This window comes from Vibrio tapetis subsp. tapetis (genome assembly GCF_900233005.1).
Taxonomy (GTDB): domain Bacteria; phylum Pseudomonadota; class Gammaproteobacteria; order Enterobacterales; family Vibrionaceae; genus Vibrio; species Vibrio tapetis.
Genome location: NZ_LT960612.1, coordinates 442,134 through 458,418, shown reverse-complemented (window position 1 = coordinate 458,418; position 16,285 = coordinate 442,134). Strand labels below are relative to the sequence as shown.

The window sequence follows — 16,285 nt, the reverse complement described above, 5'->3', positions numbered from 1 at the left end:
CACTCTGTTAAGCCATGCTGTTCCGTTTGCTGTGTGGCTATGATGTATTTATTATTTGGTTAATACAAAATAAAATCTAATCGAAAATCGAATAGGTTGCGACAATGACGTCATATCTAGGATGGTTGGTGTAAGGCATGCTAGTAGCAGGGCGCTTGAATCGACAAGCGCCATTGACTGGTTTGAGAATGAGCTTAGAACTGAGACGGCTCGATCTTTCAAGTTCACATTTAGCGATTATTATCAGTTAGTTATTATAACCAAACCAATCTCTTAGGCTTAATACTAAGTTATCTTTTAACTCGGGGTAAGCGAAGTCTAGAGGGAAGAAAAGCATTAATGGCATGAACTGGCTAAATTCCTCCCAATTTATTGAAAGTTCAACCACTTCTCGTTTCTTTAGGGCCGTTCGTGCAACATATTCTGGTGTATAAGCAATACCTAAGTTTTGCTTAGCCAGCTCTATTGAAAGTTGAAAGTCTGGTGTTTCAGTTACACTGACAGGTTTGATCGATTCGCTGTAACCCAATTGTTGTAAAAAATGAGGGGCAATTAATGTGTGCGCAACTAATTGATTTATATCAACAGATGACTTTCCGACTAAGGGGTGTAAAGGATGAGTGGTGAACATCATTTGCTCTTCCCCGACAACTAACCCTCCCACTTCAGGTACGGCATAAGAGGGTTCTAGACCTAGCACCATGTCCACTCCTGTATCTTTAAAGGTTGTAGATTCAATAGTCTCATTGCTCGGCAGGATAGTGAGGTCCATGTTTGGATAAAGAGTGTTTAGGTGAGCGACTTGTTCTGCTATTCCCTGGTTCGATATTAACTGGTTAAAACTTAATACCAAATTTGAAGGTGACACATTGGCATCTTGTCCAAGAGCGAACCCTTCCATACGATGGTACGACGCCAGTACGGAGTGTATTTTTGGTAGTAAAGCCATGCCTTGTTGATTGATTTCCAGCACCAAATTATTGGATTTTCGTTCAAAGACAGGGTACCCAAGAGTATCTTCTAGCTCGGAAAGCCAGCGGCTCATTGTTGATTTGGATTTTCCTAAACGGGTGGCTGCTTTTTGTAAGCTTCCTAATTCTGCGATCGTCGAAAAACAAACCAATGAATGAATATTGAGAAGAGGTAATTGATAACGCATAAGCAGTCGATCTCCTATCGCATCAAATCGTTCCAATAGTGGAACGATTTGTGTTATGACTTTACCATACTTGAGTTCATATTGGCCCTACACCAACAAATACATCGTTTAAAATTTAGTAGGCACAATATGAACAAATCTATTCTCGTACTATCCGTTGCAGCAGCTCTTTTGGCTTCCTCAGCAATACATGCAGCTGACGAAACCACTCAAACAGGTTTAAATGGCGTCACTATTGATTTAAAAGGCAGTTTCTATGAACCGAATGAATCTCAAATGCTGCAGGAAACAACCCCTATTTTGGAGTTTGACGGATTAAGTCAACGTGGTGGTGAACAGATTGTTGCTGGTTACAAAAAGGCTTTTAACGAAGATGTGATGTTAATTACGATTACTGAAAAGCTAGCAAGCATTGAAGCTGAATATGATGATGTAGGTAAAGCTCAAATAATATCAACGATGGGTACTCTTAAATCGGAATTCCCTGAGCTCTTAGAGTTCTATGCCGGTATTGGTCACGCTACAGGACATTCACTTGAACAAGTCTACATGGCAGCCTGGGCCTCTGATGGTTTATTCGCTAAGTGGGCTAATGCAGTAGCACAAGACGGTCTAGATGCCTTAAAAAGCGCAACAGATGAAATGAAAGGATGTACAGCAATTGGGTGGAACAATGGGGTACTTGGCCAAAATCAGGATATGCCTATTTCACTGGCTGGCAAAGGTGTGATTTGGAAAAGTGATACGCTAATTGTCCACGCTGCTGAACCTTTCTTTAATTCGATGGCAATGGGACGTAAAGTTTCAACCGTTTTGAATACAGTAGATTTATTCACAAAAGGTGCTCTGGAACAAGGTGTTCCTGTTAGCGGGCTCTCAATGGCGATGGTCGCTAAATTTGATAATGCTATGCAAGCGAAAGAAACGCTAGATAGCATTGAAGTGAACGCCGCATATTCGACTCACTACTCTGATCTTAAAGGTAATATTGTCACGGTTGAAAACCAACTTGGCACAAACGTGACGATCGACGGTAGCCGAAAAGGATATGTGACTCACTCAAATCATCCCCTAGGTCAAGAGCAAGCTCTAGTGGATTATTATGCTAACGGTGAGACTCAACTGTTTGATTACGCAATTAAAACGACTTTATGGCGCAATGAAGTGGCTGAGACTCATGCGAAATATAGCCCAACTCGCGATGTTATGGCTCTTAAGGAAGTGTTCAGTCAAAAACCATTGGTTAAGGCTCCGTATGAGGGAAATGGTTTCGTTACAACCAATTCGGTCATCCATGATCTTAATGAAGGTTGTAGCTATGGCACGACCTGGCTACCAACAATGCAAGAATACACAAAAGTCTGTTTTGACAAATAACGTGTAAATGTAAGCCCTAATAAGTGCTAGTAAGTGTGGTTTTTTTGCTAGCACATAAACTTACGGCACACCAAGTGGGCTTAGTTTAGATTGGGTATTTTGACCTACAGCTCAGTGATCCACTTTATTATCGAGTTCGAGGAACGTCTCGATAAACACGTTAACTAAATGGCAGTTACACAGAATCTGTTACAGCCTCAAACCATAGACAGCGAGCCTTCTAACTCTGCTGCTTATGGTTTTTTTAATCGTCCTCATAGTCTTGTAGGTGGTTGGCATGTACAGCCTGAGCGCGTCCTCTTTCTTTTGCTTTGTAGAGCGCAGTATCAGAGAGCTTTACCAACTCTTCTTCAGGCACGCAAATGTCTAAGTAGAGATCCCTGCAGAGATCCCTAACTGGCCAAGTGAAAGTCCTTTGATATTAAGATGCAGCTCTCTGACTTTCTGGATAATGGTCTCGGCTACGGCAATGGCTTCCGGTTTTGAAGTATTGGGTAAAATAACAGAAAATTCTTCGCCGCCAAGCCGACATAGCACACTTCGATCATCTATCGAATGCATCAGTAAGCTTGCTAGCTCTTTGAGTACATAGTCGCCTGCGTCGTGGCTAAAGTTGTCGTTGAATCGTTTGAAATGGTCAAGATCTAACATGATGATGGATAAGGGCTGCGGGGCGTCACTTTGGTAAACAAGTGACCATTCTTTTTCGAGTTTATCTTCAAAATATCGTCTGTTGTATAGCCCTGTTAGCGAGTCGCGCAATGCCTGAGAGCGAAGCTTATCCTGAAGACGAAGATTAGCCAGTGCAAGACCAAGGTGTTCCGCTAGGGTAAAGGCTAACTGTTGGATATCATCGGGCACTAAAGAGCCGGAGTTGAGGAAATTAAGATGGATGATCCCGACGGTGTTTCCGTGAGCGGTAAGGGGAATACACAGTGTGGTGTCCTTCGTGTTTTTCCTGCTCATATGGTTACAATTTAAACTCTGATGTTTATCATGCGACAAGTGAGCTTTGCCTTTTCTCATGGCCCAGCAATCTTGTGGAGAAAATGCGGTGGCGGCTGGCCACTTTTCTCCCCAGTCAATTTCTACTTCCAGTAAGTTTCGAGATTCGCGCATGATGGAAATGCAACCATTGACGTTACCAAGTAATCTCGGAACAATGTCTTTCACAACAAGTTGTGCTTCGTGTATGTCTTTACAGGCTGCAAGCATATTGGCTAGTTGACGCAGTAATTCAATTTCCCCGGGTGCTTTTGTCTATTCTCGTTTGCTGTTGCTGCCTTTCTTCATTAATCACCTGTGTTATCTTTCGCTGACTGAACCATGAAGAAGCAATAAGCACTCCCATAGAACAGCCCATGAGTAAGAAGAGAATAAACCTGAGGTCTCGGACATGCTGCGAAGCGAAGTCATCGGCATGGCTAGCCTAAGAATGTAAACAGAGCTGTGCATATCAGGCTCATTCTGCTCTGCAACATTTGGCTTTTCGTGGTCGTCGTGTTCGTGTTCTTTTGGCTCTATTACCGATTTATTGGCCATCAAGTGATCGTGTTCGTCAATTTCTAGCCGAGCAGCGACATAAAGAACTTCTTGATGGTTGGTTTCACTATGTCGCTTTGCAATCCCATGCCCAGTGGCTAAGGCAGACACCACCTCGGGGCGTTGGCTAAAACTCCCTAAATGGTAAGTCTCTTTCTTGGTCAGTATTGAATCACCGAGTACTTTCCCACTTTCATGGATGATAGTGAATCGGCGTTGTGAAGACGATTGGGATAAGTTATCTAAAAATTGATCTATTTCGTGGGGGGTAAAGTCATAAAGGTGGAGTTTGCCTCTCTTTATTTCATGATTAACATCTTTTAATAAATCAAGCATATAGCTGTTAACGATGTCCGTTAGCCATTCGTCGAGAGTCCTGCTGTATACGTAGCCACCCAAAACAAAAGAAAGTGCCAAAGCAATAACGGGAATATATTGAAATTTATTCAATGGACGACGAGCCATATTTGCACCTCAACAACCACACTGTTTATAAGTCTAGTTGATAAATAACAATCCAAGCTAATCGACGGGCTTCTTAGTATTAACTATGTCGAAAGGTGTTTCTTATGTGCAATGTTAAGCACTGGTTCGTCTTTAAGAGATCCCTGAGAACAATGTTTCAAAGAGCAGTGACTTCACAATAAAGTGAAGTCACTGGTTGAATGACGCAATCCGGAAGGGCTATTCGTTAGTAATCAATAATGGCTTTATGCTCTACGTTGTTTAAGCGTATGCCAACCCGCACTTAGGATGGTTTTTATTACCACGCCAAGCGGGCTCAAGTTTGGCTTGGCATTTTTACCTGCGGCAATACGCCACATTTGGTGTTCGTACCATACTAGCCCAACCATGGCCATTTTATCGAGCGCTGGTTTACCTGTGGTCGGTTCGCTCAGTGGCATGCCATAATCTGGGTTTTCAATTAATTTATTGGGGAAGTCGGGGTCGACTGCCATGGTTCGAGCAATGCCAACAAAATCAGTGGCTGATGTGTTTAAGGCTTCATTCATTGCCGGAGCCGTTCGAAAACCACCGGTCACGACCAGTGGTGTGCTCACCAGTTTTCTCACCTTTACCATGTAATCGAGAAAATAGGCTTCGCGTTTTATGGTGCTTGCTTTAATGGGTTCATTTTTATTTTTAGCCCCCATCATCGACGGGCTTTCGTAGGTTCCTCCTGATATTTCGATTAAGTCGATACCGTCGTCACTCAATGCTTGAACAACCTGCATCGATTCTTCTTCAGTAAAGCCTCCTTTCATGAAGTCGGCGCTGTTGAGCTTTATTCCAACAGGGAAGTCATCACCTACTTCATTGCGGATAGCGCGATACACTTCTCGTACAAATCGCAATCTATTTTCTAGTGATCCGCCCCATTTATCATCTCGTTGATTGTGCCTTTCGGATAAAAACTGGCTGACAAGATAGCCGTGAGCACCATGAATTTGTACGCCAGTAAAGCCGGCTTGTTTCGATAGTTTAGCGCTGGTGGCAAACTTACCAATCACTTGATGGATCTCGCTCTCAGTCAGAGCGCGTGGGGTATTGAAGCCCTTTTCTAGCCCGCGGCCTAAGGAAATGGCGGATGGTGCGACGGGTTTATCGCATAAAAACTTAGGGATTTGTTTTCCTGGATGGTTAAGCTGCATCCATATTTGCGCGCCATTTTGCTTTCCCGCGTCAGCCCACTGGCTAAATAATGCTGTGTCACTTTGTTCATCCAATACCACATTGTTTGGTTCTCCAAGAGCACTTCTTTCCACCATTACGTTGCCGGTAATCGATAGCCCAATGCCTCCTTGGGCCCAGCGTTGGTATAGGGTGGCTAAGCCGGGAGTTGGATTATGTTGTTTATCCGCAAGTTGCTCGCTCATTGCAGACTTAAACAGACGATTTTTAATCACTTGGCCATTAGAAAGGGAGAACGGTTCACTGAGGTTGATTGAATTCATATGTGCTCTGGCAGTTATAATGATTTTGTAAGATGGATTCAATATGCCTGACTTTATCGACGATTCCGAGTTTTTAGCGTCAAACTCTGCAGTAAGTAACGGCTTTTAGCTAACTTTGAACTATCTGAAGGTGGTCAATATAAAAAAGCCTGGCACAGTGGCCAGGCTAATAAATAGTAGGAACGGAGTATTAGTAGAAGCAAACTTGTGAGTATTCACCGAATAGAGGGTTATCACAAACGACGATTTGGTCTGCGCCGTATGAGCAGACTCACTAATACGTCACGGTATTATTCAAAAGCCTTCATATGATCGAGTGCTGTGATGCCAAAACCCTCGTGTATTCGTTTTTCGAATGCTTACTGGTTACACATTTTGTTACAGACTCATTAGCATAGACCTAAATCAAGACGTACTAGATATGGAATTCCTTCGTATCTATTTAAATTAAATAAGGTTTATCATGAAAAATAAATTATTGCTTTCAAGTGTGTTAACTCTAGTAACGTTAACCAGTGCTGGCTCATTTGCGCAGGGTGGGTTCTCTTCGGATCAGGCGAATGCGTCTAATCAATCATCATCGGTTGGTTTTAACGGCAATATTGCGAATCCGGATACGGTTAAGGCTGCTTCTGAAGCAAGAGACGATGCTTATGTGACTCTTACTGGCAACATCACAGAACAAATTGGTCATGAGCTATATACGTTTAGTGATGAGACGGGTCAAATTGTTGTGGAAATAGAACACGAAGATTGGCACGGTATTAATGTGACAGCAGATACTAAACTTATTGTTCAAGGTGAAGTAGACCAAGGTTGGACAACCGTAAAAGTCGACGTAGACCGCATTTCATTGGCAAATTAATAAACGTTCCTTGGTGACCGAAAATAATAATTAAATATTGTTGGCCTATTTCTTTCTTAGCATTGGGCTTTTCAAGTCCGATTCAGACGATTCAATCAATATACCCAGCCTCTTGAGCTGGGTTTCTTTTTTCTTCGCACTCATAACCCACTAGACCGAGTTTCTTTTGTAGGAGGGGGCTAACTGAGTAAAGAATTGCCACGCAGTTTGGTTTGCTTTGATCTGGTTTTCATACTCCTTGGCAAGCTCTACATTTCGTTGTTCTGAACTATAGCCGAGATCATCGGATCTGTTGTTAAAGAGAACCGCGCCTTCAGGCCTCATTGTGCCAAGTTGTATCAGTGATTTTGCTTTATTAACGTTCACTGCACTCCACGCGCTGTTTGGTTTACGTGGTGTAAAGCGAATCTTATAGCTTTTAGAATCAATCGTTTTCCTGATGCCGTCTATCCAACCCAAACACAGCGCGACGTCAACAGAATCTGACCAAGTAATACTGGTTCGGTCAGTGTTTTTTTGTAAAAACCGACCCACAACTCAGTGGTGACGTTATGATGATTTTTTAGCCACAGGCTAAATTCTTCTTGGGTTCTGAAAAAAATCAGCTCTGTCATTTTTGGGTATTCCTTTCTACTTGCCTGTTATTTAGGCTTCGAATATTGACACTCAATGCCCCCCTACTTGGTGAGAGGGGGTGGGTGTTTTGACTCTACTATGCAGTTAGAGTGGGGTTTGTGACGTTAGCCATGACACAATGGCTTGGTTGGTTTCTTCTGGCTTTTCTTGCTGGATCCAATGACCACAATCTAGGCTAATTACGTCCACATTCGGCACGAATGTCGGTAGCCTTTCAGATGGGGGGATCACATCTCGCTCTCCATAGATCATAAGTGTAGGGCATTGAATTATTGGATTAGTGTCGGCCAATAAGTGCCAGTTTCGGTCAAGATTTCGATACCAATTTATGCTGCCAGTGAAGCCTGATAGCTCGAATGCAGAAACGAAAATGGCCAACTCGTCATCGCTCATTATAGGTTCCCCTGTCGGTTCTCCTGCCTGTGCGAGATTGATCATTGCCATGCCTTGCCCCGGTTCTTGCTGGGCTTGGTTTTTCCGGTACAGGTTACGGAGAAATTGAAACGTATTGTGTTCGAATACGGCGTCTGCGACACCGGGTTGCCTGTTAAAGTGGACAAAATAGTTGTCGGTCCCAAGAAATTGTTCCATCAATTCGAGCCAAGGCACTTCCCCCCTTTCTTGGTAAGGTAAGCTTAGATTGATCACTTTGTTGACTCGGCTTGGATGCAATAATGCCAACCCCCAAACGACCATTGCCCCCCAATCGTGACCGATAAACGTGGCATTTTGGTAACCATAATGGTCGAGTAGGCCGACGAGATCGCCAGTCAAATGGGCTAAATCATAATCTGTAATATCGGATGGACGTGAGGAATTTCCATACCCACGTTGGTTTGGCACAATAACATGATAACCCGCTTCAACAAGCGCGGGTATTTGATAGCGCCATGAAAAGGCGTGTTCTGGCCAGCCATGGCAGAGCACGATAGGGTGACCAGCATTGTGTTGACCGGCTTCGAAAACTTCGAGTGTGACTCCATTAACTGAAATCTGAGTGGGTTGTGGAGATTTGGTTGGATCAAACATTTTGCGTCTCCTTACTGACGTTGACGACTAATTTATATATCGTAATGGTGACAAATACTGGCACCTTTAAAAGGTAATCTTAAAAAATGAATATTCGCCAACGACAAGACGCCATTGTACGTAGTCTTCGCAGAAGCGGGACTTCAACGGTTGCCGAGTTAGCTCAGGAGATTGGTGCATCCAGACGTACCGTGTTACGCGATCTCAGTGCATTGCGTGATGAGGGCTTTGTTATTCACTCTGAACCTGGTCGAGGAGGCGGGCTGCAACTTGACCCTCGTTCGGTTCAAACGACAGTGAAGTTGTCGGTAGCAGAAGTCTTTGCGCTGTTGATCAGTGTTGCATCAATGGCTGCTATTGGGGGTATTCCATTTTCGGGGCTTGCTGATGGTGCACTGGCTAAAATAGAAAAAGCCCTGCCGCCCGACAAATTGCATGATTTGCGCCGCCTATTGGGTTGCTTGTTTGTTAGTCGACTGGCTCCACAGGTGGATACTTCTGGGATGGGAGAAATGGATGAAGCGCTGTTGCCAGCTTTCGAAACCGCGTTTTTGCAACGCCAACATCTACGTTTTCAATATTGCGATGCCAAAGGAGCCATAACTCAACGATATGTCGAACCTCAAGCGATGCTGATCTTGCCACCCTTATGGTATCTAGTGGCATGGGACCCTGAACGTAACGACTTTCGTCATTTTAGAATGGATCGGATAAGTGACCCGGAATGCGTGCAAGGGGCGACTTTTTTACGTCGCCATGTGCCGTTTGAAGATCATGTCTCTCCAGTGCGCAACCTTGCACGATGATCTACTTCAACTACGTGATGATGCGATCTCGATTAACGAAATTGAGGCATGTAGTCTAGGTTTGCTTCAATGGTTTCTTCTAGTGCTCTCTCTAGAACGGTACCTGTTGTAACCAGTGGGTTTAAAATCAATGCCCGATGAGCAGCATTGCGATCGCCCATAACAGCCGCCTCCACTGTAAGTGATTCAAACTCTTTCATTAGTTGAATCAGGCGCAGAGTGTCGAATGGGAAGGGCGCTACGTTTAATGGTACAGGGCCGGCTTTGGTGATCATACAGCTTACTTCTACGGCGCAGTCGTCAGGTAAGCCATTAATGGCACCATTATTATGGGTGTTTACGTGCATGATGGTACGTTTGTCATTGAATATAGAACTCATCAATTCGCAGGCGGCTTCTGAGTAATATTGGCCACCACGCTTTTCTAACTCTTTTGGTTTTTCATTTAATTCTGGATTGCTGTAGATATCAAACAGACGCTTCTCCATCGCTTTAACGACTTCACCGCGAGTGCCTTCGCTGCTGGCTTCTTCTTGTTCTTGAGCCAGAATATCTTCGGCGCTGTAGTAGTAACGAAGATAAGCGCACGGGATCATGCCCATGTTGCGAAGCAACTCCGCTGGCCATTCGAACGGTGGGATGTTTTGTGGCACTAATGGGTCATTGCCCGATAAGATTTCCTCCATCACTTCTTGCAGCTTGTCTCGGCCGTCGTGCAAGATCTGGCGAGCCCAAATAAAGTGATTTAACCCCGCCACTTGTAATACAAAGTCTTGTTCGTTGGTATTCAGCATTTTCGCAATGCCTTTTTGCATGATGACAGGAACATTACACAACCCGACGGTTTTCACTTTGCTATGCTTCAATATGGCTTCAGTCACCATGCCTGATGGGTTGGTGAAGTTCAACAGCCATGCCTCTGGGCACAACTCTTCCATCTCTTTCGCTATCTCTAGCGCGATGGGGATCGTGCGGCAAGCGTTAGCAAACCCACCAAGCCCATTGGTTTCTTGGCCTATCATCCCGTATTTAAGTGAGATGCGCTCATCGCGTATTCGGCCTTCCAAGCAACCCGCTCGGAATTGAGAACAAACAAAGTCTGCCCCCTTAAGTGCAGGCGCACGGTCTAAAGTGACGTGTACGTCAATGTGCGACAGGTTGTTTTTAGCCAGCATGCGTCGCGTTAAGTCGGCAATGATGTTTACTTTTTCAGCGCCATCTTGGATATCAACCAACCAAAGTTCACCAATAGGCAACTCGTGACCTCGTTTGATTAAGCCCTCAATGAGTTCTGGCGTGTAGCTAGAGCCCGCCCCAATAATGGTAATTTTGAGATTATTATTCATTGTGATGTTTCTCGTTATGGATAAGTAACATTGATTAAAAATGATTGGTGTTGGCTATACAAACCAATTAAACCTTGCTATGAATTAGCACTGCTAATGTATGGGGTGGGTTATGGATCGAAAGCAACAGATGTTGTCTAACATGTACACTTTTGCGATGGCCGGTAAGTTTCTGAGTTTTACTAAAGCGGCAGAAGAGTTGTTTATTACTCAGGGGGCGGTTAGCCAGCGAATAAAATCATTAGAAGAGCAATTAGGTTTTAGCTTATTTGTCCGTATGACGCGGCGGTTAGACCTAACGAAAGAGGGAGAACGGTTGTTACATGCGTTGAACCACTCTTTTGACGTTATATTCTCGGAACTGGAAGAGATAAAATTCAATGAACTGCGTGGAGAGCTTTATATTGGCGCAGCCCCAACGTTTGCTCAAAGCTGGTTATTACCCAAACTGGCAGACTTTCAACGCTTGTATCCTCACCTCAATGTTAAGCTGAGAGTCAAAGCCAGCCGTTTGGATTTTCAACACGAACCCGTCGACATTGCCATCTATTATAGCGACAGCGAGCACCCAGGTTTTTATCACCGAAGATTGTTTGATGAGCAGCTTGTGCCCGTGTGTAGCCCCGAGTATTTTGACACGCACTTTGCTGGTGGCAGAAGTTTTGCCGCGCAATTGACGTCTGCAACGTTTATTCACTGTACTGAATCCCTAGAAGCAAGTGATCCAAATCTTGAATGGAAAATATGGTTAGAAAATCAGACAGAAGAGGCCTTTAAGCCTTTAAACGTGATGGACAGAACCTATTTATTTAATCACTCAGACATGGCGATGACCGCGGCTAAAAACGGCATGGGAATCGGTATTGCACGGGAGTCTTTAGTACGCAGCAGTATCGCTAACGGTGAGCTAGTCGCCCCATTTGAGCGAGTCGATTCTGGCCGAGGTTATGATTTGATTTGTTTAAACGATCAGCAGCACAGGCCCAAAATAGCGGCGTTTATAGAGTGGCTTGAAACACAGCTGTGAAGGTCAGGTTTCTGACCATAGGCGTAAACATTACTCCATGTGATCCGCTTTATTTTTTCTGAATTCACTGGGAGTCATTTTGGTCATTCTTAAAAACTCGCGGTTAAAATTAGATTTGGTCTGAAAACCGGAATTCATGAAGATCTGAGTAATGGTGTCTTTAGAGGTGAGCAAAGAATGTTTGGCGTGATTAATACGATATTCATTGATGAGCTTGGAAATATTTTGCTCATGGACTTGATTGACGGCAATTGAAATTTGCTTGGCAGGGACGCCTAATTTACGCGTTAACTTAGAAAGAGTGAGCTCAGGATCAAGATATAGGGAGTCTTGGCGAATTCTCTGATCTAGCATGGTGGCAATTTCATGAGCTCGTTCATTGGTCATTGTGGTGGGGTGGACTGGCTCCTCATTTTTGATGTCGTTTTTGTGTGATTGTGGTTCCTCTGCCACGGGCGTATTGATACCAGCGACCACCACAGCCAATGATAAAACCGGCAAAAGAACTAAGTGCGCTGTCGTGAGAATATAGAGGGAAAACGCTCCTTGGTTGAATGTAAAATCCCACGACATGAACGTATCGACAAACGCTGAGAAAATCAGCATCCACCCAGCAACATTTTCTGCTTTTTTTACGCCTTCCCAGTTCCCAAGCGAGACGTTAATTAACAGCGTTTCTTTAGATGAAAAACGAATGAGCGCCACTCCATAACCAACGTAAATCAAGGTTAATACTTCATCTAACGGAAGAGTTAACCAAGGTTGAGTCGTCGCGCTAATAACGACGAATAGAGGTGCAATAAAGTGTTTAAATGGTAAGAAGCCTTGCCCCTGACTTGCATGAGCAAACGTATACCAAGCAGCAATTGGAATGGTGGAAGCCAGAATAGGCTGCGCAATTGCGAAGGCGTCTATATTTAATGTCCATCTTAGGCCGACCATGGCCGTTGTTGATGCGCACAACCCTAAAAACAAACAGACCGTTTTCGCTCGATCTTCGTAACGAAAATACAAAGTAATGGCTAACAGAGCCAGCAGCATTGAGACAACAAAAGGAACCAGTATAGCCAACATAGAGAAATCTGCTTGTTGTGAAACCAAGGGGAAATTGAAGTATCAGCTTAACGTTTTGCAGCGATACAAAAAAGCACCAATCGAACAAATACGGGTATCAGGACGTCCTAAAACAGGTATTAGGACGTTATTGACTCTGGCTTACACCAATATTAGGTTCACCAACTTAAATGGAGACTCCTAATGAAGATACATGATTTTTGGATTGGTTACCTAAGCGGATGGCGACACTGTTTCGACTTTTCAGGGCGAGCCTATAGGCACGAGTTCTGGATGTTTATGGCCGTCCATTTCGTCATAAGCTTACTGCTCATCATCTTGGATGTGGTGGTGCTGTCAGGTGGTTTTTTTGATCTGTTTTATAGCATCATTAGCTTATTTCCCATGTTCGCGTTTATTGTTCGCCGCTTGCATGATGTCGGTCATTCAGGCTGGTGGGGTTGGGTATTCTTGCTGCCGATTATCGGGCCTTTCTGGTTAATTTATTTGTTATGCAAACATAGTGAAGATGCCATTGTTGAGGGGGGGTACTCATGTTGAAATCGCTTATGTTAAAAACAATAACTGTAGCGCTTGCTATGGTGAGCGGCTTGTCATTGGCACAGAACATTCAAGCCGATCTTCAATCTCAGAAAATCGTCGGCATTTTGGTTGTAAAACACATGACAGAAGGGCGTCTCATGTGGCTAAAAGGCCGGGTAGGGGAAGGGAAATATACCCGTATCGACGAGAAGGGTCGACATTGTACCCTAGAAGTGCCTGTTGCGATTGGTGCCTTTTCAGAGGCTCAAATAAGTGTGCGTTCTTCTAATGGAATCGCCATCGTGATTACCAATTCCGAGTTAAGCGAAAAGCTGGTCAGCGGCGGCCGAATTAATAGCACCGATTGGGTCTTTAGCCAAAATGAAGGTGTAAGCAATTCGGATGGTTACGTTTTAAGTGGGCTAGAGCCGAGTGAAGGGTTTGTGCTTAATTCAAGAAGGCGTTGGGTCTCTTGGTTGTTAGACGATAAGTCGAGTGAAGTGTGCTTATAACATAACCCTGTGAACCGTCGTATTCGATATGATGCTTGAATTGAGAAATAGAAAAGCCAACGATTGGAGTTCGGTTCACTGAGTTGGCTTTTCTTCCTTTCATTATGTTCTGCTTTGCGGGGTTATTTGCTTGCCCATTGAATGGTGTCACCGTTACCAAGCTTGGCGTAAATTGATTGCCTATCAATGGTGATGCCATTGTGCTTGTATGGTTTAGTTAAGAAATTGGCAATAATTTTGCTGCCATCTTCAAATGTGGTTTGCTGAACGAATCCTTTAGAATCAAGCCATGTGAAACTCATTAGCTTTTTGTCCCAGAGTTGCTCATGGATTGGCTTAAAGCCTGTTTGATAATGTTTAAGCGCTTGCACTCTCTTACTTTGTGAAGACAGCGCTTCATCGCGGGTGAGGTGCACCATCGCAGGCGTGTTGTACAGCATTGCGGTGAGGTCTCGGCTGGATTTTACATCGCTAAATTTCAAGCTGTCGGTATGCCAATGGTGGCTGTTGATTACTTCATCATGGAATACTGCTTGGTATAAAGGCACGCGATATTGTGGCGCAAAAAACAGAGAACGGTACGGCTGTTTTACTTGCGCGGATTTAAAGAAATATTCTGGCTTGTTATCAGGGTACCAACGGCCTAAATAATACTTCGATTTTCTATTTTTGGTCATGTCTGCGTCTGTCCAACCAAAGCCGACGGTTTCTAGTCCATGAGCAAACGCCATTCCCCTAGTTGTTAGGGCATTGCCATCTTCAGATCCCAAAACAATGCCTGTTTGCTCGCCAAGCCAAGCTAAACGTTGATTGAACGCGTGGAGCATGTCATTTTCACTGCTGTTATCGCGATAGTCTTCACGTGCCATAGCGGTTGCATCAACATCTAAAAATAGGCTGTTAAAACGCCCATACTTGACGATATCCAGTACTCGTTGTTTTACATAATCCAAATGACAGTTAGGGTTTAGGTAGTAGCCGTTATTACGAAAACCAGACTTTTTCTTGCCGCTCGCCATCTCGATAGCGCAGCCAAAGCGCATTTCTTTTGGCAAATTGGCCGTTAACCAGCTGTCGTTACTGCCGGGTGAAATTGCGGTGTTATAGGAATCATACACGCCAACCAAATAGCCTTGTTGTTTGGCTTTTTCTATTACTTCCGTATTGTAAAAGCTTGGCATCCAGTTATCAAAACCCAGCCATAGGCGACTGAGCCCAGCCTGTTTAAAGCTTTTGAGCATATCGATTGAAAGTGCTTGCCCCCAACGATTAGGTTCAATTAAGTAATCGCCTGCGTGCTTGGCTAACCAAGAGACCTTAGACTGAGCTGCGCGGTATTGAGCGGCAATCGTATTATCACTTAAGGTCGGATAACCTACTGTGAATGGGTAAGATAGAGACGCATTAATCGACTCTAGCAGCAGTTGTTTATGATACGCGCTAAACCACCCTTGCTGTTTGTGTAAACCAGCCAACTCCTTTGCTGCAGATTTAGCAATGGTTAGGCCGGATAATTCAAGATACCAGTGTTTTAGTCCCCACCAATCTTTGACATCACTACGACTGAGCGGGTCTTTACCAAACAAGTACACATGACTTGCCCCAATTAGCTTCGTAACCTCACTGTTGCGAGACGCTTTAGCGCTTAAAGGATCTGCAAGGTTGTTGAGTTCTCGCCACTGTCGATATTGCTTAGCACCACTGAGAAGGTTACCTCCTAAAGCGATCTGTACCTTGTACGGTTCGGTGCGGTTTAGCGGCGTAAATTGATGCGTTGCTGCCATATCCACGCGGCCTTGTTGGTCGGTAAAAGTTAACTGGTTGTTGGTTGCTTCCAGTAATTGATAATTGATAAACGTGCCATTTTGTTCAACGGTCCAAAATGGCATTTTTAGATCTTGAGCCGTATTAGACCCTGAGTAGTTATTGGCAAGAAATTGGGCCCAAATAGGGTGGACAACGGGCACTCGCATGCCTTCGCTAAAAGGCAGTAGTAGTGTTTGGCTCTTGGTTTCGTTCAGATTGAACCAATTTACCGTAGCAGGCTGCTGGCGAGAGATGACCTGTTCATGTTTTGGTTTTAAAGACAGTGCGAGTTTCCTATCAGTTAATGACGCTGTGATATGTAGACCACTAGGTAATACTTCCCAGCTGATCTGATCTTCGGATTGCGCAAGTATGCGATAGTCTTTTTGTGCTTGTGAGTTGATGGTCAGTGCCGCGTCGTTCACAGATAGCCCATTCCAGCGGATAGCCAGAGTGCTAGGAGAGATAGATATTTGGTCTTGATCGCTCTTTAATTGAATGGTGTCTGCCGCGCTGACTGCGGAAAAGAATAGGAACGGGCACATCATCAGTACCCGTAGGGTCGCGGTGTTTCGTCGCTCAGTTTTGCTATGTAACATGAGATAACTCCAAATTAATCTTAGCGGTAT

General features: G+C 44.2%; 15 protein-coding genes. 6 read left to right on the top strand and 9 right to left on the bottom strand.

Going from position 1 to position 16,285, the window contains the following annotated elements; genetic code table 11:
- Nucleotides 1-247: 247 nt before the first annotated feature.
- Nucleotides 248-1,159 (bottom strand): LysR family transcriptional regulator, encoded by a 912-nt coding sequence (locus VTAP4600_RS19215; RefSeq protein WP_102524401.1) that lies wholly within the window; start codon nt 1,157-1,159, stop codon nt 248-250.
- A gap of 129 nt (nt 1,160-1,288) precedes the next feature.
- Between VTAP4600_RS19215 and VTAP4600_RS19210 the strand changes: the two genes are divergently transcribed.
- On the top strand, nt 1,289-2,536 hold the full coding sequence (locus tag VTAP4600_RS19210) for a C45 family peptidase (RefSeq protein ID WP_102524400.1): 1,248 nt from the start codon (nt 1,289-1,291) through the stop codon (nt 2,534-2,536).
- A gap of 366 nt (nt 2,537-2,902) precedes the next feature.
- Here the strand turns inward: VTAP4600_RS19210 and VTAP4600_RS26410 are convergent, their stop codons facing one another.
- From VTAP4600_RS26410 to VTAP4600_RS19200, 3 genes are all read right to left on the bottom strand, one after another.
- Nucleotides 2,903-3,751, bottom strand: a complete 849-nt coding sequence (locus VTAP4600_RS26410) for a sensor domain-containing diguanylate cyclase (RefSeq protein WP_231897975.1) — start codon at nt 3,749-3,751, stop codon at nt 2,903-2,905.
- Between the two features lie 90 nt (nt 3,752-3,841).
- On the bottom strand, nt 3,842-4,543 hold the full coding sequence (locus VTAP4600_RS26405; protein ID WP_231897974.1) for a hypothetical protein: 702 nt from the start codon (nt 4,541-4,543) through the stop codon (nt 3,842-3,844).
- 245 nt (nt 4,544-4,788) lie between these two features.
- Nucleotides 4,789-6,033: an NADH:flavin oxidoreductase/NADH oxidase family protein gene (locus VTAP4600_RS19200; RefSeq protein WP_102524399.1), complete on the bottom strand. Its 1,245-nt coding sequence runs from the start codon at nt 6,031-6,033 to the stop codon at nt 4,789-4,791.
- Between the two features lie 463 nt (nt 6,034-6,496).
- Here VTAP4600_RS19200 and VTAP4600_RS19195 point away from each other — a divergent pair, with 463 nt between their 5' ends.
- Nucleotides 6,497-6,898 (top strand): YgiW/YdeI family stress tolerance OB fold protein, encoded by a 402-nt coding sequence (locus tag VTAP4600_RS19195; protein WP_102524398.1) that lies wholly within the window; start codon nt 6,497-6,499, stop codon nt 6,896-6,898.
- Between the two features lie 150 nt (nt 6,899-7,048).
- On the opposite strand, the gene VTAP4600_RS19190 is transcribed toward VTAP4600_RS19195, so the two are convergent.
- Complete coding sequence (locus VTAP4600_RS19190) at nt 7,049-7,432, bottom strand: YdeI/OmpD-associated family protein (RefSeq protein ID WP_231897973.1); 384 nt, start codon at nt 7,430-7,432, stop codon at nt 7,049-7,051.
- 186 nt (nt 7,433-7,618) lie between these two features.
- Nucleotides 7,619-8,563, bottom strand: coding sequence for an alpha/beta fold hydrolase (locus VTAP4600_RS19185; protein WP_102524397.1), 945 nt, complete (start codon nt 8,561-8,563; stop codon nt 7,619-7,621).
- 86 nt (nt 8,564-8,649) lie between these two features.
- Here VTAP4600_RS19185 and VTAP4600_RS19180 point away from each other — a divergent pair, with 86 nt between their 5' ends.
- Nucleotides 8,650-9,369 (top strand): helix-turn-helix transcriptional regulator, encoded by a 720-nt coding sequence (locus tag VTAP4600_RS19180; protein WP_102524396.1) that lies wholly within the window; start codon nt 8,650-8,652, stop codon nt 9,367-9,369.
- A gap of 32 nt (nt 9,370-9,401) precedes the next feature.
- Here VTAP4600_RS19180 and VTAP4600_RS19175 read toward each other — a convergent pair whose 3' ends face one another.
- Nucleotides 9,402-10,715 (bottom strand): 6-phospho-beta-glucosidase, encoded by a 1,314-nt coding sequence (locus VTAP4600_RS19175; RefSeq protein ID WP_102524395.1) that lies wholly within the window; start codon nt 10,713-10,715, stop codon nt 9,402-9,404.
- 112 nt (nt 10,716-10,827) lie between these two features.
- On the opposite strand from VTAP4600_RS19175, the gene VTAP4600_RS19170 reads away from it, so the two are divergent.
- Entirely contained in the window at nt 10,828-11,742 is a 915-nt protein-coding gene (locus tag VTAP4600_RS19170) for a LysR substrate-binding domain-containing protein (RefSeq protein ID WP_102524394.1), read from the top strand.
- A 30-nt stretch (nt 11,743-11,772) separates the two neighbouring features.
- On the opposite strand, the gene VTAP4600_RS19165 is transcribed toward VTAP4600_RS19170, so the two are convergent.
- Nucleotides 11,773-12,816, bottom strand: coding sequence for a helix-turn-helix domain-containing protein (locus VTAP4600_RS19165; RefSeq protein WP_102524393.1), 1,044 nt, complete (start codon nt 12,814-12,816; stop codon nt 11,773-11,775).
- 183 nt (nt 12,817-12,999) lie between these two features.
- Here VTAP4600_RS19165 and VTAP4600_RS19160 point away from each other — a divergent pair, with 183 nt between their 5' ends.
- Together VTAP4600_RS19160 and VTAP4600_RS19155 are read left to right on the top strand one after the other, a co-directional pair.
- Nucleotides 13,000-13,356 (top strand): DUF805 domain-containing protein, encoded by a 357-nt coding sequence (locus tag VTAP4600_RS19160; protein WP_102524392.1) that lies wholly within the window; start codon nt 13,000-13,002, stop codon nt 13,354-13,356.
- On the top strand, nt 13,350-13,850 hold the full coding sequence (locus VTAP4600_RS19155; protein WP_231897972.1) for a hypothetical protein: 501 nt from the start codon (nt 13,350-13,352) through the stop codon (nt 13,848-13,850). Before VTAP4600_RS19160 ends, VTAP4600_RS19155 begins: the two co-directional genes overlap by 7 nt.
- 122 nt (nt 13,851-13,972) lie before the next feature.
- On the opposite strand, the gene VTAP4600_RS19150 is transcribed toward VTAP4600_RS19155, so the two are convergent.
- The gene (locus VTAP4600_RS19150; protein WP_415239699.1) at nt 13,973-16,255 is read right to left on the bottom strand and encodes a glycoside hydrolase; all 2,283 of its coding nucleotides are present in this window, start codon (nt 16,253-16,255) and stop codon (nt 13,973-13,975) included.
- Nucleotides 16,256-16,285 lie beyond the last annotated feature (30 nt).